This window comes from Enterobacter sp. 725m/11 (genome assembly GCF_011683705.1).
GTDB lineage: Bacteria > Pseudomonadota > Gammaproteobacteria > Enterobacterales > Enterobacteriaceae > Enterobacter > Enterobacter bugandensis.
In genome coordinates this window covers 41,050-59,734 of sequence record NZ_JAAQOK010000023.1, presented here as the reverse complement: position 1 = coordinate 59,734, position 18,685 = coordinate 41,050, and the positions used below count along the sequence as shown (strand labels likewise).

Genomic DNA, 18,685 nt, shown 5'->3' with positions numbered 1-18,685 from the left:
GGGCTGATGATTGAAAATAAGCGTTACTGCAGCACAAACTTCTCGATCGCGTAGGCAACGCCGTCTTCCAGGTTGGATTTGGTGACGAAATCAGCCACCTCTTTCACCGAAGGAATGGCGTTATCCATTGCCACGCCAACGCCCGCGAATTCAATCATCGCGATGTCGTTCTCCTGGTCGCCGAGCGCCATGATTTCTTCCTGCTTAATGCCTAACGCATCAGCAAGTGATTTCACGCCGGTGCCCTTATTGACGCGTTTATCGAGGATTTCGAGGAAGTACGGCGCACTTTTCAGCACGGTGTACTTCTCTTTTACCTCCGCCGGAATGCGCGCGATGGCTTTATCCAGGATCTCCGGCTCGTCGATCATCATCACCTTCAGAAACTGCGTCGCCGGATCCATTTTCTCGGCTTCACAGAACACCAGCGGAATGGTCGCAACGTAGGATTCATGCACCGTGTAGTAGCTGATATCTCGGTTGGCGGTGTAGAGCGTATTGCGATCGAGCGCGTGGAAGTGGGAGCCCACTTCACGGGACAGTTTTTCGAGGAACAGGTAGTCATCATAGCTCAGCGCAGTTTGCGCAACCGTGCTGCCGTCTGCGGCTTTCTGCACCAGCGCGCCGTTATAGGTGATGCAGTAATCGCCCGGCTGATTCATGTGCAGCTCTTTCAGGTAGCTGTGTACGCCCGCATACGGACGCCCCGTGGTCAGAACCACATTCACGCCCTTCGCTCGTGCGGCGGCGATCGCGTTTTTAACGGCAGGAGAGATAGTGTGGTCTGGCAGCAGCAGCGTGCCGTCCATATCGATTGCAATGAGTTTGATAGCCATGAGTTCCCCGGGATAAATGAGTGCTACCTCATGCTAACGCGATTAAGCACACAAAAATAGAGCTACATTGCGCAACAGAACCCCCCCTTTTACGCTTATCCTGGGGAACGACGACTTACTCGCGGGTGAGAACGATTTTACCGAATGCGCCGCGATCCAGATGTTCAAGGGCCTGTTCAAGCTCGTTAAAACGGTAGCGATGCTCAATCACCGGCTTCAGTCCCGTGACGTCAACAGCGCGGACGAAATCCTCCAGCGCCCGGCGGTGTCCCACGCCAATCCCCTGAATGACGGGGGATTTCAGCAGCAGCTCACCAGCAGGCAGCGAAATGTCAGTCCCGGCCAGCACGCCAATGACGGAGATACGCCCATGAACGGCAACGGCACGCAGGGAATGCTTCAGGTTTTCCCCACCTACGGTTTCGATAATATGGTCGATGCCGCGATCCTGAGTCAGCGCCAATGCTTCTTCAGCCCAGTCACTTTTCAGGCGGTTGACGCCCTGACTGGCGCCCAGTTTTTTGGCGAGCGCCAGCTTTTCATCGCTCCCGGACGTGACAATAACCTCTGCGCCGTGCGCTTTTGCAATTTGCAGGGCGAAAATCGCCACGCCGCCCGTCCCCTGTACCAGCACCGATTGCCCGGCGCGGAGCTGACCCCGCTCCACCAGCGCGAACCAGGCGGTAAGCCCTGCGCAGGGTAACGTGCTGGCCTCTGCGTCATCCAGGCTTTCCGGGGAGGCTACCAGCGCGTTTTCATTTACAACCACATATTCGGCCAGCATTCCCTGGAAATAGCCGCCGGACGTTTTGTAGGGCAAATCACGCGCGTCTGCCTGCGGCTTGCCGTCGATCCACTCCGGGAAGAAGGTTGAAATGACGCGAGCGCCGGGTTTGAAACGCGTGACACCTTCACCTACGCTGTCCACCACGCCCGCCATGTCAGACGCCGGGGTGAACGGGAAGGAAAGCGGAATCGGCATCGTGCCTTCGATAACCATTTTATCGCGATAGTTGAGCGCAACGGCATTTACCCGTACGCGAACCTCACCGGGGCCTGGCTGTGGAACCGATTCATGAATGAGTTTGAGATTCTCGCGCCCGAGGGCGTTCATTGACCAGCGCTGCATTGTCTCTGTCATTTTTTCCTCCTGCCATCAGATAAGCTTCAGTAATGACAGTCTACCGTTGACTCATCGTCACCAGTGGCGATAAGTTTTCTCTTCATTGACGCCTGAATGGATACAAACCGTGACCGATACGCTGAAAGATATTCCTGTTTTTGTCGCTGCCGTGGAGGCAGGAAGCTTTGCGCAGGCCGCAGTTCGCCTGCACCTGTCGCGCTCTGCGGTGGGTAAAAGCATTGCTCGACTTGAGGAACGTCTGGGAGTGCGGCTGTTTCAGCGCACTACCCGCAGCCAGCGGCTCACCGATAACGGCGCCCTGTTCTACGAGCGCTGCCTGCGCGCGCTGGAGGAGATCAGGAGCGCGGAATCCCTGCTGGAAACGGGGAAACATCAGATCAACGGTCGGCTTCGTGTTGCCATGCCGGTGCTGTTTGGACGCCAGTGCGTCGCGCCGCTGCTGATTGAACTGGCGCAGGAACACCCTGGGCTTGAGCTTGAAATGTCGTTCAGCGACCGCGTGGTGGATCTGGTCGAGGAAGGCTTCGATATGGCGGTACGTAACGGCACGCTGCAGGACAGCAGCGTGCTGGTGGCCAGAAAGCTGGGAGAACACCGCATGGTCCTGTGCGCCTCGCCCGACTATCTGCAAAAAAGAGGTCATCCAGACGCTGTGGATGATTTATCCCGGCACGCGGCCATTAACTATCTGCGCGCAGGCCGCGTGCTATCCTGGCAGCTTATGGACAGCGACGGAACGCCGCGCACGTTTACGCCGCGGTCATCACTCAATATGGATGATTTGCAGGCCATCTGCGACGCGGCGGTGACCGGGCACGGCATTGCCTGGCTCCCCTGCTGGATGGCCATCAAAGAAATGCATCAGGGAAAGCTCGTCCCGCTCTTTAAGCAGGCGCCGGATGTCCATTTTGACGTCCATGCCGTCTGGCAACAGACGCCGTACCTGCCCCTGAGGGTAAGAATGGCCATAGATGCGCTGGCGAGCCGTTTACCGGCGGCGATGTCGCTGGACATTCCTGCGCCCATAAAAAAGCCGCGCTAAAAGCGCGGCCAGTTTTCATGCGGGATAGCGACTGTTAAATATCGATATTCGCCGCTTTCAGTGCGTTCTCTTCAATGAACGCACGACGTGGTTCTACCGCATCGCCCATCAGGGTGGTGAACAGCTGATCCGCTGCAATCGCGTCTTTAACGGTGACGCGCAGCATGCGGCGGCTTTCCGGATCCATGGTGGTTTCCCACAGCTGATCCGGGTTCATTTCGCCCAGACCTTTATAACGCTGGATAGACAGACCGCGACGGGATTCTTTCACCAGCCAGTCCAGCGCCTGCTCGAAGCTTGCTACCGGCTGACGACGCTCGCCACGTTCGATGAAGGCATCGTCTTCGATCAGGCCGCGCAGCTTCTCGCCGAGGGTGCAGATGCGGCGGTATTCCGGGCCGGTCACGAATTCGTGCTCCAGCGGGTAGTCGGTGTCGACGCCGTGAGTACGCACGCGAACAATCGGCTCAAACTGCTGTGCCGCATTCTGCTGAACGTCGAACTTCCACTGGCTGCCGTGCTGCTCTTTCTCGTTCAGCTCGCTCACCAGGGTATTCACCCAGCGGGTCACGGCCTGCTCGTTGCTCAGATCGGCTTCGGTCAGGGTTGGCTGATAGACCAGCTCCTTCAGCAGCGCTTTTGGATAGCGGCGTTCCATACGGCCAATCATTTTCTGCGTGGCGTTGAACTCGGAGACCAGACGCTCCAGCGGCTCGCCTGCCAGTGCCGGCGCGCTGGAGTTCGCGTGCAGGGTCGCGCCATCAAGGGCGATCGCGATTTGGTACTGATCCATCGCATCGTCATCTTTAATGTACTGTTCCTGCTTACCTTTCTTCACTTTGTACAGCGGCGGCTGGGCAATGTAGACGTGGCCACGCTCAACGATTTCAGGCATCTGACGATAGAAGAAGGTCAACAGCAGCGTACGGATGTGCGAGCCGTCGACGTCCGCATCGGTCATGATGATGATGCTGTGATAGCGCAGCTTGTCCGGGTTGTACTCGTCGCGCCCAATGCCGCAGCCGAGCGCGGTGATGAGCGTCGCCACTTCCTGAGAAGAGAGCATCTTATCGAAGCGCGCTTTCTCAACGTTGAGGATTTTACCCTTCAGCGGCAGGATCGCCTGGTTCTTACGGTTACGGCCCTGCTTCGCAGAACCGCCCGCGGAGTCCCCTTCCACGAGGTACAGTTCGGACAGTGCCGGGTCACGTTCCTGACAGTCAGCCAGCTTGCCCGGCAGGCCTGCCAGGTCCAGCGCGCCTTTACGACGGGTCATTTCACGGGCTTTACGCGCTGCTTCACGAGCACGTGCCGCATCGATAATTTTGCCCACCACGATTTTCGCATCGTTCGGGTTTTCCAGCAGGTATTCGCTCAGCAGTTCGTTCATCTGCTGCTCAACCGCCGATTTCACCTCAGAAGAAACCAGCTTGTCTTTGGTCTGTGAGGAGAACTTCGGATCCGGCACCTTCACGGAAACCACGGCAATCAGGCCTTCACGGGCATCGTCACCGGTGGCGCTGACTTTCGCTTTTTTGCTGTAGCCTTCTTTGTCCATGTAGGCGTTCAGGGTACGGGTCATCGCCGCGCGGAAGCCCGCTAGGTGAGTACCGCCGTCGCGCTGTGGAATGTTGTTGGTAAAGCAGTAGATGTTTTCCTGGAAACCGTCGTTCCACTGCAGCGCCACTTCCACGCCGATACCGTCTTTTTCGGTGGAGAAATAGAAGATATTTGGGTGAATTGGCGTTTTGTTCTTGTTCAGATACTCAACAAACGCCTTGATACCGCCTTCGTAGTGGAAGTGGTCTTCTTTATTGTCGCGTTTGTCGCGCAGGCGAATAGAGACGCCGGAGTTCAGGAACGACAGTTCACGCAGGCGCTTCGCCAGGATGTCGTACTCGAATTCAGTGACGTTGGTGAAGGTTTCAAGGCTCGGCCAGAAACGCACCATGGTACCGGTTTTATCGGTATCACCGGTAACGGCCAGCGGGGCTTCAGGCACGCCGTGCTGATAGATCTGACGGTGAATTTTGCCTTCGCGCTGAATAACCAGCTCCAGCTTTTGCGACAGGGCGTTTACTACGGAAACACCTACGCCGTGCAGGCCGCCGGAAACCTTATAGGAGTTATCGTCGAACTTACCGCCTGCGTGCAGTACGGTCATGATCACTTCCGCAGCAGAGACGCCCTCTTCCGGGTGAATACCGGTTGGGATGCCACGGCCGTCATCGGTAACGGAGACGGAGTTGTCCGCATGGATGGTGACCACGATGTCTTTACAGTGACCCGCGAGCGCTTCGTCGATAGCGTTATCTACCACCTCGAATACCATGTGGTGCAGACCGGTGCCGTCATCCGTGTCGCCGATATACATACCCGGGCGCTTACGCACCGCATCCAGCCCTTTCAGGACTTTGATACTGGAGGAGTCATAAGAATTCGACATCAACGTTTCTCGCTCATTTCAACTTGGGTTAATCCGTTATTTTACCCTTTTCCACGGTAAACATCTTCGAATTTTCGTCCGACATGTCCATAACGTGTTCAGCGCTAATGGCGCTGACGAAAACCTGCGACTGCGTGGCTTTTAAGCGGCTGGCAAGCAGCCCGCGCCGCGCGTCGTCAAGTTCCGAGGCAAAATCATCTATCAGGTACAGGCAGCGTCGTCCGCTCTCGCGGGTGAGGAACTCCCCCTGCGCCAGGCGTAGCGCGCACATCAGGAGCTTGAGCTGCCCGCGCGACAGCGTGTCTTCCACCGGCGCACCGTCGGCACGAATGCGGAAATCCGCCTTGTGCGGGCCGTGCGCGGTGTAGGTCAACATCCGATCGCGCTCGAAGCTTCTCTCTAACACCTCGGCATAATCCGTCTCTTTCTCCCAGCCACGCTGGAAGGAGAAGGTGAGAGAGAACTCGGGTAAAAACTGTTTGCAGGTGTCGGCCATATCTTCGGCGATACCCGCGCTGTATTCGGCACGCCAGCGGCTTATCTGTTCCGCAAGAGGGATGAGTTCCATGTCCCACGGACGCAGCTGGGCGTAGCGCGTGACCTGGCGCAACGCGGCGTTACGCTGTTTAAGCAAACGCTTCAGGTTGCTCCAGGCGTTAAAGAAACCGGCTTCATTGTGAAAGCATCCCCAGTCGAGGAACGCTCTTCTGTATTTGGGGCCGCCGTTGAGTAAAGTAAACCCCTCGGGCGTAATCAGCTGCATTGGCATCAGCAGCGCCAGCTCCGCCACCTTATGGCCGTCGGTGCCGTCGATGCGCACCTTGCTATCGCCCTGCTTGTCTTTGGTCAGGCCGATGGCGGTTTCCCGCTCTGCGCCCTGCAAACGCCCGTGCAGAACAAAGGATTCCTGCTCGTGGCGAATGACGCGACCAATCTGCAAACTGCGAAACGCCCGGCCATGGCCGAGCGTATAGATGGCTTCCAGCACGCTGGTTTTGCCGCTGCCGTTCGCGCCAACCAGGAAGTTAAAGCCGGGGGATAAAGCGAGATCCGCGCTTTCGATATTGCGAAAGTCGCGGATCAACAGACGGGTGAGCGACATTACAGTCTCATTGGCATGACAACATAAGCCGCGCTTTGGCTGGCCGCATCTTCAATCTGTACGCTCGAAACGGAGTCGGTCAGCAGAATGCGCACATTCTCGCATTTCAGTGCATTGAGCACATCCAGCACGTAGCTGACGTTGAAGCCGATTTCCATCTCAGCCCCGGCGTAGGTGACGTCCAGAATCTCTTCTGCCTCTTCCTGCTCCGGGTTGTTGGCGGTGATTTTGATCTGGTTTTCACTCACGTACAGGCGCACGCCGCGGAATTTCTCGTTCGAGAGAATCGCCGCGCGGGCAAACGCCTGCTTGAGGCTATCGCAGCCCGCTTCCAGCGTTTTGTCCGGGTTCTTCGGCAATACGCGGCGATAATCCGGGAAACGGCCATCAACCAGCTTCGAAGTGAAGACAAAATCGCCCACGTGGGCACGGATGTTATTGCTGCCAATCTGCACCCGCAGCGGCGTGTCACCGCCGTCGAGCATACGCATCAGTTCAATCACGCCTTTACGCGGCACGATCACCGAATGGTTCGGCAGCGAGTCGCCAATCGGCATGGAACAGACCGCCAGACGGTGACCGTCGGTGGCGACGGTACGCAGCTCTTCACCTTCGGTTTCGAACAGCATGCCGTTTAAGTAGTAACGAACGTCCTGATGCGCCATGGAGAACTGCGTGGCTTCAATCAGACGCTTCATCGTCGCCTGCGGAAGAGTGAATTCAACTTCACTCTGCCAGTCGTCCAGGTTCGGGAAGTCCGCAGCGGGCAACGTGGAGAGCGAGAAACGGCTGCGGCCAGAGCGCACCAGCATGCGGTCGCCCTCCAGCTGCACGGCGATTTCAGCGCCTTCCGGCAACCCGCGGCAAATATCAAAGAATTTACGTGCCGGAACCGTTGTCGCGCCCGCGTCGTGCGGCTGCGTCAACGTAACGCGCGCGATCATTTCCATTTCCAGATCTGTACCGGTCAGCGACAGCGTACCGTCCGCGACCTGAAGCAGCAGGTTTCCGAGAATAGGCAGCGTTGGGCGGCCGCCTAATGGGCCACTCACCTGTTGCAGCGGTTTTAATAAATGTTCACGTTCAACGGTAAATTTCATAGCGTCACGATGATAATGTTCTGATTAGATTGGAAAAATCTTCTTTTATGTCGTGGCTTTCTTCGCGTAACTGCTCAATCTTGCGACAAGCGTGCAGCACGGTCGTATGGTCACGGCCACCAAACGCATCGCCGATTTCCGGCAGACTGTGGTTGGTTAACTCCTTTGCCAGCGCCATCGCCATCTGACGCGGACGCGCCACCGAGCGGGAACGACGTTTAGACAGTAAATCTGCCACTTTGATCTTGTAGTACTCAGCCACCGTCTTTTGAATATTGTCGATGGTGACCAGTTTTTCCTGCAATGCCAACAAATCGCGCAGTGCTTCACGCACAAAATCGATGGTGATCGCACGACCGGTGAAGTTGGCATTGGCGATAACGCGGTTCAGCGCCCCTTCCAGCTCACGCACGTTGGAGCGCAGGCGCTTGGCGATAAAGAACGCCACTTCACCCGGCAGGCGGATGTCGTTCTCATCGGCTTTCTTCATCAGGATCGCGACGCGGGTTTCCAGCTCCGGTGGCTCGATCGCCACGGTGAGGCCCCAGCCGAAGCGGGATTTGAGACGATCTTCAACGCCGTTGATCTCTTTAGGATAACGATCCGAGGTCAAAATGATCTGCTGATTACCTTCCAGCAGGGCGTTGAAGGTGTGGAAAAATTCTTCCTGCGATCGTTCTTTATTGGCAAAGAACTGGATGTCATCGATCAGCAGCGCGTCAACGGAACGGTAGTAGCGTTTAAACTCTTCGATCGCATTGTTTTGCAGGGCTTTTACCATGTCCTGAACGAAGCGCTCGGAGTGCATATACACCACTTTCGCGTTGGGCTTGCGCGCCATAATGCCGTTACCTACCGCATGCAGCAGGTGGGTTTTACCGAGACCCGTGCCGCCATACAGGAACAGCGGGTTGTAAGCACCGCCGGGGTTATCGGCAACCTGACGGGCTGCCGCGCGCGCCAGCTGGTTCGACTTACCTTCAACGAAGTTATCGAACGTGTGTTTCACGTTAACGTTAGAGCGGTAGGTTGGCTCTGCGGGGGCAGGGACGTTATCCCAGCCCTGACGAGCAGGTGCAACGCGAGGCGCCGGAGCCGGAACAGCCTGAGCGGGCGCGGCTACATTTACGGTTTCACGAACGGTTTGGGTGACCGGCTTTGTGCCCACTTCAAAACGCAGCTGTGGGACATCTGACCCGCAAAAATCGTTCAGCAGGCCATTGATGTTATTAAGATACTTGTCTCTTACCCAATCGAGCACAAAACGGTTTGGCGCATACAAAGCCAGCGTGTTATCGCTCAGCTCCGCCTGCAACGGGCGGATCCACATACTGAATTCTGTGGCTGGTAACTCATCCTGCAATCGGGCAAGACACTGCTGCCAAAGCGAAAGTGACACGGCGGACTCCACTCGAACAATAAAAGAAAACTATTGAATATTCATGATTGTTGGCGCACATCGACATGACCCTGTGTAAAGGGGGACGTGCGAATTGCTATCTGCAATTTATCCTGACCAGGATCCTGGGATCCCGATCGGGACCGCGGATCATAGCGTAAACTGAGCCAGAGATCTTCTGTTTCTCACAGATTCTTCCCGATTTATCCACAGGAAGATCCGAAACCGGGTAAGTGTAAACGATCCTGGCGCGAGTGCCCCGCGATTTAGCCCGCATATTGGAAAATTTAATGAGCAGCGACAATTTATTGCTTAAATGATCTAACGAAGATCCGGGACGATCCTTGCGCTTTGTTGGCGAGGCCGTATAATCCTCGACCCGGCGCGTGATGCTCATCTTCCTGCGTCGTCCGTTGCTCATTTTCCACGCGAAATCGTGCGGAAATACGCGGGAAATAAGGAAAGAGAATTGACTCCGGAGTGTACAATTATTACAATCCGGCCTCTTTAATCACCCACGGCTTCGGCGTCCGTCATTCGAAACTCGGTCGGGCATCCGCAAAAGTCATGAATTTTTTCAAGTTTAGGTAGAAATCGCCATGAAACGCACTTTTCAACCGTCTGTACTGAAGCGCAACCGTTCTCACGGCTTCCGTGCTCGTATGGCTACTAAAAATGGTCGTCAGGTTCTGGCACGTCGTCGTGCTAAAGGCCGCGCTCGTCTGACCGTTTCCAAGTAATAAAGCTAACCCCTGAGTGGTTAAGCTAGCATTTCCCAGGGAGTTACGTTTGTTAACTCCCACTCATTTCACTTTCGTCTTCCAGCAGCCACAACGGGCTGGCACGCCGCAAATCACCATCCTCGGCCGCCAAAATTCGCTGGGGCATCCCCGCATCGGTCTCACAGTCGCTAAGAAAAACGTTAAGCGTGCGCATGAACGCAACCGGATTAAACGTCTGACGCGTGAAAGCTTCCGTTTACGTCAGCACGAACTGCCTTCTATGGATTTCGTGGTGGTGGCTAAAAAAGGGGTTGCCGACCTCGATAACCGTGCTCTCTCGGAAGCGTTGGAAAAATTATGGCGCCGCCACTGTCGCCTGGCTCACGGGTCCTGATAGCCCTCATTCGGGTCTATCAACGCCTGATTAGTCCGCTACTCGGGCCGCACTGCCGTTTCACACCAACATGCTCAAGCTACGGAATTGAGGCATTGCGCAGGTTTGGAGTGATAAAAGGCAGTTGGTTGACGGTGAAACGCGTATTAAAATGCCACCCTTTACACCCCGGTGGAGACGACCCCGTCCCCCCAGGACCTTTTGATACCAGAGAACACTAACGATGGATTCGCAACGCAATCTTCTTATCATCGCTTTGTTGTTCGTGTCTTTCATGATCTGGCAGGCATGGGAGCAGGATAAAAATCCTCAACCCCAGCAGCAGACCACGCAGACCACGACCACCGCAGCGGGTAGCGCCGCCGACCAGGGCGTACCGGCCAGTGGCCAGGGGAAACAGATTACGGTTAAGACCGATGTGCTTGAGCTGACTATCAACACCCGTGGTGGTGATGTTGAGCAGGCGCTGCTGTTGACCTACCCGAAAGAGCTGAAGTCTAACGAACCGTTCCAGTTACTGGAAACCACACCGGAGTTCCTGTATCAGGCGCAGAGCGGCCTGACCGGTCGTGATGGCCCGGATAACCCGGCTAACGGTGCGCGTCCACTGTATAACGTCGAGAACGACACCTTTGTACTGGCTGATGGCCAGAACGAACTCGTTATCCCGATGACCTACACCGACGCGGCAGGCAACACCTTCACCAAAACCTTCACCCTGAAACGCGGTGAGTATGCGGTGAACGTGGGCTACAGCGTACAGAACGCCGGTGCGAAACCGCTGGAACTGTCTACCTTCGGTCAGCTGAAGCAGTCCATCAATCTGCCGTCACACCGTGACACCGGAAGCAGCAACTTTGCGCTGCATACCTTCCGTGGCGCGGCGTACTCCACGCCTGATGCGAAGTACGAGAAATACAAATTCGACACCATTGCCGATAACGAAAACCTGAACGTCAGCTCCAAAGGCGGTTGGGTAGCAATGCTGCAGCAGTATTTCGCGACCGCGTGGATCCCGAATAACGACGGTACGAATAACTTTTACACCGCGAACCTGGGCAACGGTATTGCAGCCATCGGCTACAAATCACAGCCTGTTCTGGTTCAGCCGGGTCAAACCGGTAAGCTGGCAAGCACCCTGTGGGTCGGCCCGGAAATTCAGGACAAAATGGCTGCCGTCGCGCCGCATCTGGATCTGACCGTTGATTACGGCTGGTTGTGGTTCATCTCGCAGCCGCTGTTTAAGCTGCTGAAGTTCATCCACAGCTTCCTGGGTAACTGGGGCTTCTCCATCATCGTTATCACCTTTATCGTTCGTGGCATCATGTACCCGCTGACCAAAGCGCAGTACACCTCCATGGCGAAGATGCGCATGCTGCAGCCGAAGATTCAGGCGATGCGTGAGCGTCTGGGCGATGATAAACAGCGTCAGAGCCAGGAAATGATGGCCCTGTATAAGGCAGAGAAAGTGAACCCACTGGGTGGTTGCTTCCCGCTGCTGATTCAGATGCCAATCTTCCTTGCGTTGTACTACATGCTGATGGGTTCCGTTGAGCTGCGCCACGCGCCATTCGCCCTGTGGATCCATGACCTGTCCGCACAGGACCCGTACTACATCCTGCCGATCCTGATGGGCGTGACGATGTTCTTCATCCAGAAAATGTCGCCAACCACCGTGACCGACCCGATGCAGCAGAAGATCATGACCTTTATGCCGGTCATCTTCACCGTGTTCTTCCTGTGGTTCCCGTCAGGTCTGGTGCTGTACTATATCGTCAGCAACCTGGTGACCATCATCCAGCAGCAGCTGATTTACCGTGGTCTGGAAAAACGTGGCCTGCATAGCCGCGAAAAGAAAAAGTCCTGATTCGGTAAGATAACGCTAAAATAAGGGCGGTCGATTGACCGCCTTTTTTATTTGTATTGAACGAGAGCAACCATGAGCCATAACGACACTATCGTCGCCCAGGCAACCCCACCGGGACGCGGTGGTGTAGGCATTCTGCGTATCTCCGGCCTGAAGGCGCGCGAGGTGGCTGAAGCGGTGCTGGGTAAACTGCCAAAGCCGCGCTACGCTGATTACCTGCCGTTTAAAGATGCCGACGGCACGGCGCTGGACCAGGGCATTGCGCTGTGGTTCCCCGGCCCGAACTCCTTTACCGGCGAAGACGTGCTGGAACTTCAGGGCCACGGCGGCCCGGTTATCCTTGACCTGCTGTTAAAACGTATTCTGACCCTGCCTGGCCTGCGCATTGCGAAGCCGGGCGAATTCTCCGAGCGTGCCTTCCTGAACGACAAGCTCGACCTGGCGCAGGCCGAGGCGATTGCAGACCTGATCGACGCCAGCTCTGAACAGGCGGCCCGCTCCGCCCTGAACTCGCTGCAGGGCGCGTTTTCCGCACGTGTGAATCACCTTGTGGAAGCACTTACTCACCTGCGAATCTATGTCGAAGCGGCTATCGACTTCCCGGACGAGGAAATCGACTTCCTCTCTGACGGTAAAATCGAAGCACAGCTGAACCAGGTGATGAGCGATCTGGATGCCGTCCGCGCCGAAGCGCGTCAGGGCAGCCTGCTGCGTGAAGGGATGAAGGTCGTCATTGCTGGTCGCCCTAACGCCGGGAAATCGAGCCTGCTGAACGCCCTGGCGGGCCGTGAAGCGGCAATCGTAACCGACATAGCTGGGACCACCCGCGACGTGCTGCGCGAGCATATCCACATCGACGGGATGCCGCTGCACATTATCGACACCGCGGGCCTGCGCGATGCCAGCGATGAAGTCGAGCGTATCGGCATCGAACGCGCCTGGCAGGAGATTGAGCAGGCCGACCGCGTGCTGTTTATGGTAGATGGCACCACGACCGACGCCGTTGACCCGGCGGAGATCTGGCCGGACTTTATCGCCCGTCTGCCGGCCAAACTGCCAATAACCGTAGTGCGCAACAAGGCAGACGTGACCGGCGAAACGCTGGGCATCACCGATGTGAATGGTCACTCACTTATTCGCCTGTCGGCGCGGACGGGTGAAGGCGTGGACGACCTGCGTAATCATCTCAAGCAGAGCATGGGCTTTGACACCAGCATGGAAGGTGGCTTCCTGGCGCGTCGCCGTCACCTGCAGGCGCTGGAAGAGGCGGCACGCCATCTTGACCAGGGCAAAGCGCAGCTGATTGGTGCGTGGGCGGGTGAACTGCTGGCGGAAGAGTTGCGTCTGGCGCAGCAGAATCTGAGCGAGATCACCGGGGAGTTTACGTCGGACGATCTGTTGGGCAGGATTTTCTCGAGCTTCTGTATTGGTAAATAGTTTCCGCTAATTGATGGTGATTTCCTCTCAGGAAATCACCATTGTCCAAATGGCAACTCGCCTAAACCCTTTTCACCCCCTATTCTGCATGCCTGCATTTATGGGGGGTTTATGGCGCGTTTTCTGTTTTGTAGTTTCGCATTAGTTCTGCTTTATCCGTCGGGTATTGATATGTATCTGGTGGGATTACCGCATATCGCCCGCGATCTGGGTGCCAGCGAAGCGCAGCTGCATATCGCGTTTTCGGCCTACCTCGCAGGAATGGCGTCGTCGATGGTCTTTGCCGGGAAGATCGCGGATAAGGCTGGCCGTCAGCCCGTCGCAATTACCGGAGCCATCATCTTTGCCCTGGCCTCTCTTCTCTGCTCACAGGCACAGAACAGCACCTTGTTCCTGGCAGGACGGTTCATCCAGGGCATTGGTGCCGGCGGCTGTTACGTGGTGGCGTTTGCCATTTTGCGCGACACCTTAAGCGCCCAGCGCCGTGCTAAAGTGCTCTCCATGCTGAACGGGATAACCTGCATCATTCCGGTGCTGGCACCGGTTGTAGGCTATCTGATCATGCTGAAATTCCCGTGGCAGAGCCTGTTCTGGACCATGGCTGCAATGGGCGCCCTGGTCTTTGTGCTGTCGATCGCCGTACTGAAAGAGACCCACCCGGGCTCGCAGAATCCCAGCCATACCGCGACCATTCATCCGGCAGAGAAACTTCTCAATCGCTTCTTCCTCAGCCGTCTGGCCGTAACCACGTTAAGCGTGGCGGTGATCCTGACGTATGTAAACGTTTCCCCGGTGTTGCTGATGGAGACCATGGGTTTCGATCGCGGTGAGTATTCCACGGTAATGGCATTAACCGCTATGGTCAGTATGGCCGTCTCATTTTCTACCCCCTTCGCGCTGAATATCTTCCGCCAGCGCACGCTGATGCTGACCTCGCAGGTACTGTTTCTCGCCGCAGGTGTGGTTCTGGCAACCACCAGCTCGCATGCGCTGATGCTGACGGGCATTACGCTCATCTGTGCCGGGTTCTCGGTTGGCTTTGGCGTGGCGATGAGTCAGGCGCTTGGTCCCTTCTCGCTGCGGGCAGGCGTGGCAAGCTCGGTCCTGGGGATCGCGCAGGTCTGCGGTTCGTCTCTGTGGATATGGCTGGCGGCAGTCATCGGACTTAACGCGCTCAATATGCTGATCGGGATTCTGATTGGCTGTAGCATAGTCTGCATCACCTTACTTATGGTCATCCAGCCCGCGGCACAGTATGAAGAAGCCCATCAGCAGTCTCGATCTTAACCTGTTGCTTTGCCTGCAGCTTTTGCTGCAGGAGCGCAGCGTCACCAAAGCCGCAAAGCGGATGAACGTGACGCCGTCGGCGGTGAGTAAATCGCTGGCCAGGCTGCGCGACTGGTTTGACGACCCGCTGTTTGTCAAAACGCCGTTAGGGCTGCTGCCTACGCCGCTGACAGTCAGCCTGGAGCAGGATTTGGCCGACTGGATGCAGATCGGCAACCAGATCCTCGATAAATCTCACCATGATTCGCCTGGCGGGCTGACGTTTGTGCTGGCCGCCGAAACGCCGCTGATGCTCATCCGCTTTAACGCCCTGCTTGAGCAGGTGAACCAGCGTTATCCGCAGGCGACGGTGAAGGTGCGTCACTGGGATTACGACTCGCTGGACGCCATTACGCGCGGGGAAGTGGACGTTGGCTTCACCGGTCGCGAAACCCACCCGCGCTCGCGTGAACTGCTGAAGCTGATGCCGTGGTTTATCGACTACGAAATCCTGTTTAGCGACCGTCCATACGTCTATTTGCGTGAGGACCACCCCGCTCTGCAGGAGGAGTGGAATCTGGAGACCTTCCTGCGCTATCCCCATATCAGTATCTTCTGGGAACGGAGCGACACCTGGGCGCTGGATGAGGTGCTAAAAGAGATGGGGCGGGAGAGAAACATTGCCATGTGTTTGCCGGGCTTTGAGCAGTCGATGTTTATGGCGGCGCAGCCCGGTCATAACTATATCGCCACGGCTCCCCACTACTGTCGCCACTACAATGAACTCCACCAGCGGAAGCTGATCGCGCTTCCTATTCCCATTGACGAAGCGCAGGCTGAAAAGCTGACCGTTCCCTTCACGCTGATCTGGCATAAACGGAACAGCCATAATCCGAAAATCCTCTGGCTGCGGGAGACCATCAAGGCGTTGTACGGTGGCAGCGATCCAATTTTTGCCTAAGAAAATGTAAAGTTCGGCCTTCAGGCTTCTCTTACTCCGATTTACTGATTAAAACAGGAGTCAAGTTAAGCGATAATCATGTAACCGTTTAACCGATTACGACCATTATCAAGGAGCGAAAAATGGCAACGCACTTTGCAAGAGGGATACTTACAGAAGGACGTCTCGTATCGGCCAGACTCTCTTCAGCCTGTCACAGTGAGGCGCTCAAACTCCCCGAACACCGCAGGACGCGGTTTTTAGCCTCGAGAGCACTTCTCGCAGAACTGCTGTTTATGCTGTACGGCACCAGCGAACTGCCGGAGATCATCACGCAACCTGAAGGCCGCCCGGTCTTTGCTGACCCGGAACTCCCCCGTTTTTCCATTGCCTATACGGGCAATATCATTGGCGTGGCGCTGACCACCGAAGGGGATTGCGGGCTGGATATGGAGCTTCAGCGTGCAACGCGGAGCTTCCACGGCGCAAGCCCGCACGATGACTACCCGCTCTCCAGTAATGAGAAGCTGTGGGTACGCAACCAGAACGACTCCGTCGAGGCCAGAGCCCAGCTCATCACCCTGCGCCAGAGTATTCGCAAGCTCTGCGGATGCGCTTCAGACGACGCCAGCCTGTTGCAATTGTTGCCCGGCTCCGGACGCCTGCGTGCCGCTAAAGCTACGCTTGTAGAGGCGCTCAGCGATGCAGAAGATGTGTTGATATGGTCTGTTGCAGTTAGCCCAGCCATCGAACGGCTAAAGATTTGGGAATTTGACAGTAAAGAGGGATGGAGTAGCCTTCCGGATGTGCCCGAGCGCGCCAACGAGCCCGCCGCACGCCTGATGCGTTTAACCAGTTTACCGGCAGAAAAAGCATTTACCCATAGCTGATCCAATCAGGGTCATCATGATGAAACAGGAGTAATCATGTCTGATACGTTGAAAGTAGTTACGTTACTGGGAAGCCTGCGCAAAGGTTCATTTAACGGAATGGTTGCCCGCACGCTGCCGCAGCTGGCCCCGGCAGGTATGGAAATTAGCGCCCTGCCATCTATTGGCGATATCCCGCTGTATGATGCAGATGTCCAGCAGGAAGAGGGGTTCCCGCAGAGCGTGGAGGCGATAGCCGAGCAGATCCGCCAGGCCGACGGTGTGGTCATTGTCACGCCGGAGTATAACTACTCGGTGCCGGGTGGCCTGAAGAACGCGATTGACTGGTTATCCCGTTTACCGGAGCAGCCGCTGTCTGGCAAACCGGTGCTGATCCAGACCAGCTCAATGGGCGCGATTGGTGGCGCACGCTGCCAGTATCACCTGCGTCAGATCCTGGTGTTCCTGGATGCGATGGTGATGAACAAGCCGGAATTTATGGGCGGTGTGATTCAAAACAAGGTCGACCCGCAGACGGGTGAAGTGGTGGATCAGAGCACGCGTGACCATCTCTCTGGCCAGCTGACCGCGTTTGGTGATTATATTAAGCGGGTTAAAGCCTGATAAAAAAGCCCGGTGGCGCTAGCGCTTAACGGGCCTACACTCGTCTGTAGGTCAGGTAAGCGAAGCGCCACCTGACACCACAAACCGCACCTTAGTGCGCGTCAATAAACACAATCTTCAACACAAACAGCAGCGCAACGATAATCACGCACGGGCTGAGTTCGCGGAAGCGGCCGGTACCGATCTTCATTACGCAGTAAGAGATAAAGCCCAGCGCGATACCTTCGGTGATCGAGAAGCTGAACGGCATCATCACGGCGGTAATAAAGGCCGGCACCGCTTCGGTTAAATCTTCCCACTTCACGCGCGCCAGGCTCGAGGTCATCAGCACGCCCACGTAAATCAGCGCGCCGGCAGCCGCATACGGTGGAACCATACCCGCCAGCGGAGAGAGGAAGATCACCAGCAGGAACAGGATACCCACCACCACCGCCGTCAGGCCGGTACGGCCACCCACGGACACGCCGGAAGAGGATTCAATGTAAGCGGTAACAGATGAGGTGCCGATGAAAGAGCCGGCGACGGACGAGATGCTGTCCACATACAGCGCCTGCTTCATGCGCGGGAATTTGCCTTTCTCGTCAGCCAGACCCGCTTTGTCCGTCACGCCAATCAGCGTACCGGAGGAGTCAAACAGGTTGACCAGCATGAAGGAGAAGATCACGCCCGCCAGGCCCAGGTTCAGGGAACCCGCCAGGTCAACGTGACCAATCACGGTAGAGACGCTCGGCGGCGCAGAGACAATACCGCTGTAATGCACGTCACCCAGCATCCAGCCCAGCAGCGTGGTCACGATGATAGAGACCAGCACCGCAGCGTGGATGTTGCGCGACGCCAGGATCGCGATGATGAAGAAGCCCAGCACGCCCAGCAGCACGCTGTGCGAGGTCAGGTTACCGATGCTCACCAGCGTTTCCGGGTTCGCCACGATCACACCGGCGTTTTTCAGCCCCATCATGCCGATGAACAGACCGATACCGCTGGTGATACCCACGCGCAGGCTCACCGGGATATTGGCAATCATCCAGTAGCGGACGCGGAAGATGGTCAGCAGCAGCAGGCCGACCGCACCCCAGAAGATAGCGCCCATACCAACCTGCCACGGCAGGCCCATCGCCTGAACCACCACGAACGCGAAGAACGCATTCAGGCCCATAGCGGGTGCCAGCGCCACAGGCAGGTTAGCGAAAACGCCCATCAGAATGCTGCCAAGGGCCGCGATCAGACAGGTGGTAACAAAGACGGCGCTGGTGTCCATGCCAGCGACGCCCAGAATTTGCGGGTTCACAAAAACGATATAGACCATCGTCAGGAAGGTGGTGAAACCGGCGATCACTTCGGTGCGTGCCGTTGTGCCGTGCTCGCGCAGTTTGAATACGCGCTCAAGCAGACCCTGACCAGATGTCTGGGTTGTGTGTTGTTGACTCATCATCAATTTCCGAACAAGGAGGGAAAATTCGTCGCTATCCTATACCAAAATGCGACAATAGTGGCGGT

Annotated in this window: 17 protein-coding genes; 10 read left to right on the top strand and 7 right to left on the bottom strand. The window is 56.5% G+C overall.

What is annotated here, in order from left to right; all coding sequences use genetic code 11:
* Positions 1-23: 23 nt before the first annotated feature.
* Both yidA and HBA26_RS11980 read right to left on the bottom strand, forming a co-directional pair.
* Positions 24-836: a sugar-phosphatase gene (yidA, locus tag HBA26_RS11985; protein ID WP_047363227.1), complete on the bottom strand. Its 813-nt coding sequence runs from the start codon at positions 834-836 to the stop codon at positions 24-26.
* Positions 837-951: 115 nt separating this feature from the next.
* Complete coding sequence (locus tag HBA26_RS11980) at positions 952-1,977, bottom strand: NAD(P)-dependent alcohol dehydrogenase (RefSeq protein WP_126345638.1); 1,026 nt, start codon at positions 1,975-1,977, stop codon at positions 952-954.
* A 109-nt stretch (positions 1,978-2,086) separates the two neighbouring features.
* Between HBA26_RS11980 and HBA26_RS11975 the strand changes: the two genes are divergently transcribed.
* Positions 2,087-3,022, top strand: a complete 936-nt coding sequence (locus HBA26_RS11975) for a LysR family transcriptional regulator (RefSeq protein ID WP_126345639.1) — start codon at positions 2,087-2,089, stop codon at positions 3,020-3,022.
* Positions 3,023-3,056: 34 nt separating this feature from the next.
* Here HBA26_RS11975 and gyrB read toward each other — a convergent pair whose 3' ends face one another.
* From gyrB to dnaA, 4 genes are read right to left on the bottom strand one after another with little or no spacing between them, the layout of a single operon-like run.
* A complete protein-coding gene (gyrB, locus tag HBA26_RS11970; protein ID WP_028014934.1) occupies positions 3,057-5,468 on the bottom strand; it encodes a DNA topoisomerase (ATP-hydrolyzing) subunit B in 2,412 nt (803 codons plus the stop codon).
* 28 nt (positions 5,469-5,496) lie between these two features.
* Positions 5,497-6,570, bottom strand: a complete 1,074-nt coding sequence (gene recF / locus HBA26_RS11965; protein ID WP_045260850.1) for a DNA replication/repair protein RecF — start codon at positions 6,568-6,570, stop codon at positions 5,497-5,499.
* A complete protein-coding gene (gene dnaN, locus HBA26_RS11960) occupies positions 6,570-7,670 on the bottom strand; it encodes a DNA polymerase III subunit beta (RefSeq protein ID WP_008500170.1) in 1,101 nt (366 codons plus the stop codon). The genes recF and dnaN overlap by 1 nt, the downstream gene beginning before the upstream one ends.
* A 4-nt stretch (positions 7,671-7,674) precedes the next feature.
* Complete coding sequence (dnaA, locus tag HBA26_RS11955; RefSeq protein ID WP_032644944.1) at positions 7,675-9,069, bottom strand: chromosomal replication initiator protein DnaA; 1,395 nt, start codon at positions 9,067-9,069, stop codon at positions 7,675-7,677.
* 599 nt (positions 9,070-9,668) lie between these two features.
* Between dnaA and rpmH the strand changes: the two genes are divergently transcribed.
* The 9 genes from rpmH to HBA26_RS11910 all read left to right on the top strand — a co-directional run bounded on the left by rpmH (position 9,669) and on the right by HBA26_RS11910 (position 17,188).
* Positions 9,669-9,809, top strand: coding sequence for a 50S ribosomal protein L34 (rpmH, locus tag HBA26_RS11950; RefSeq protein ID WP_000831330.1), 141 nt, complete (start codon positions 9,669-9,671; stop codon positions 9,807-9,809).
* Between the two features lie 16 nt (positions 9,810-9,825).
* Positions 9,826-10,185, top strand: coding sequence for a ribonuclease P protein component (rnpA, locus tag HBA26_RS11945; protein WP_014072458.1), 360 nt, complete (start codon positions 9,826-9,828; stop codon positions 10,183-10,185).
* Positions 10,149-10,406, top strand: coding sequence for a membrane protein insertion efficiency factor YidD (gene yidD, locus HBA26_RS11940; protein WP_001307474.1), 258 nt, complete (start codon positions 10,149-10,151; stop codon positions 10,404-10,406). Before rnpA ends, yidD begins: the two co-directional genes overlap by 37 nt.
* A 2-nt stretch (positions 10,407-10,408) precedes the next feature.
* Positions 10,409-12,052, top strand: a complete 1,644-nt coding sequence (gene yidC / locus HBA26_RS11935) for a membrane protein insertase YidC (protein ID WP_028014931.1) — start codon at positions 10,409-10,411, stop codon at positions 12,050-12,052.
* A 72-nt stretch (positions 12,053-12,124) separates the two neighbouring features.
* Complete coding sequence (gene mnmE, locus HBA26_RS11930; RefSeq protein WP_126345640.1) at positions 12,125-13,489, top strand: tRNA uridine-5-carboxymethylaminomethyl(34) synthesis GTPase MnmE; 1,365 nt, start codon at positions 12,125-12,127, stop codon at positions 13,487-13,489.
* Between the two features lie 111 nt (positions 13,490-13,600).
* Positions 13,601-14,776: an MFS transporter gene (locus HBA26_RS11925; protein WP_126345641.1), complete on the top strand. Its 1,176-nt coding sequence runs from the start codon at positions 13,601-13,603 to the stop codon at positions 14,774-14,776.
* Positions 14,745-15,716 (top strand): HTH-type transcriptional regulator YidZ, encoded by a 972-nt coding sequence (gene yidZ / locus HBA26_RS11920; RefSeq protein ID WP_061096720.1) that lies wholly within the window; start codon positions 14,745-14,747, stop codon positions 15,714-15,716. Before HBA26_RS11925 ends, yidZ begins: the two co-directional genes overlap by 32 nt.
* A 122-nt stretch (positions 15,717-15,838) precedes the next feature.
* On the top strand, positions 15,839-16,585 hold the full coding sequence (locus HBA26_RS11915; protein ID WP_028014927.1) for a 4'-phosphopantetheinyl transferase: 747 nt from the start codon (positions 15,839-15,841) through the stop codon (positions 16,583-16,585).
* Positions 16,586-16,621: 36 nt separating this feature from the next.
* Positions 16,622-17,188, top strand: coding sequence for an NADPH-dependent FMN reductase (locus HBA26_RS11910; RefSeq protein ID WP_003861147.1), 567 nt, complete (start codon positions 16,622-16,624; stop codon positions 17,186-17,188).
* A gap of 91 nt (positions 17,189-17,279) precedes the next feature.
* Here the strand turns inward: HBA26_RS11910 and adeP are convergent, their stop codons facing one another.
* Positions 17,280-18,617 (bottom strand): adenine permease AdeP, encoded by a 1,338-nt coding sequence (gene adeP, locus HBA26_RS11905; protein ID WP_028014926.1) that lies wholly within the window; start codon positions 18,615-18,617, stop codon positions 17,280-17,282.
* Positions 18,618-18,685: the final 68 nt, after the last annotated feature.

Coding starts and splice junctions, on each gene's coding strand:
- yidA (WP_047363227.1), bottom strand. CDS start 836: ATGGCTATCAAACTCATTGCAATCGATATGGACGGCACGCTGCTGCTG.
- HBA26_RS11980 (WP_126345638.1), bottom strand. CDS start 1,977: ATGACAGAGACAATGCAGCGCTGGTCAATGAACGCCCTCGGGCGCGAG.
- gyrB (WP_028014934.1), bottom strand. CDS start 5,468: ATGTCGAATTCTTATGACTCCTCCAGTATCAAAGTCCTGAAAGGGCTG.
- recF (WP_045260850.1), bottom strand. CDS start 6,570: ATGTCGCTCACCCGTCTGTTGATCCGCGACTTTCGCAATATCGAAAGC.
- dnaN (WP_008500170.1), bottom strand. CDS start 7,670: ATGAAATTTACCGTTGAACGTGAACATTTATTAAAACCGCTGCAACAG.
- rpmH (WP_000831330.1), top strand. CDS start 9,669: ATGAAACGCACTTTTCAACCGTCTGTACTGAAGCGCAACCGTTCTCAC.
- yidD (WP_001307474.1), top strand. CDS start 10,149: ATGGCGCCGCCACTGTCGCCTGGCTCACGGGTCCTGATAGCCCTCATT.
- yidC (WP_028014931.1), top strand. CDS start 10,409: ATGGATTCGCAACGCAATCTTCTTATCATCGCTTTGTTGTTCGTGTCT.
- mnmE (WP_126345640.1), top strand. CDS start 12,125: ATGAGCCATAACGACACTATCGTCGCCCAGGCAACCCCACCGGGACGC.
- HBA26_RS11925 (WP_126345641.1), top strand. CDS start 13,601: ATGGCGCGTTTTCTGTTTTGTAGTTTCGCATTAGTTCTGCTTTATCCG.
- yidZ (WP_061096720.1), top strand. CDS start 14,745: ATGAAGAAGCCCATCAGCAGTCTCGATCTTAACCTGTTGCTTTGCCTG.
- HBA26_RS11915 (WP_028014927.1), top strand. CDS start 15,839: ATGGCAACGCACTTTGCAAGAGGGATACTTACAGAAGGACGTCTCGTA.
- HBA26_RS11910 (WP_003861147.1), top strand. CDS start 16,622: ATGTCTGATACGTTGAAAGTAGTTACGTTACTGGGAAGCCTGCGCAAA.
- adeP (WP_028014926.1), bottom strand. CDS start 18,617: ATGAGTCAACAACACACAACCCAGACATCTGGTCAGGGTCTGCTTGAG.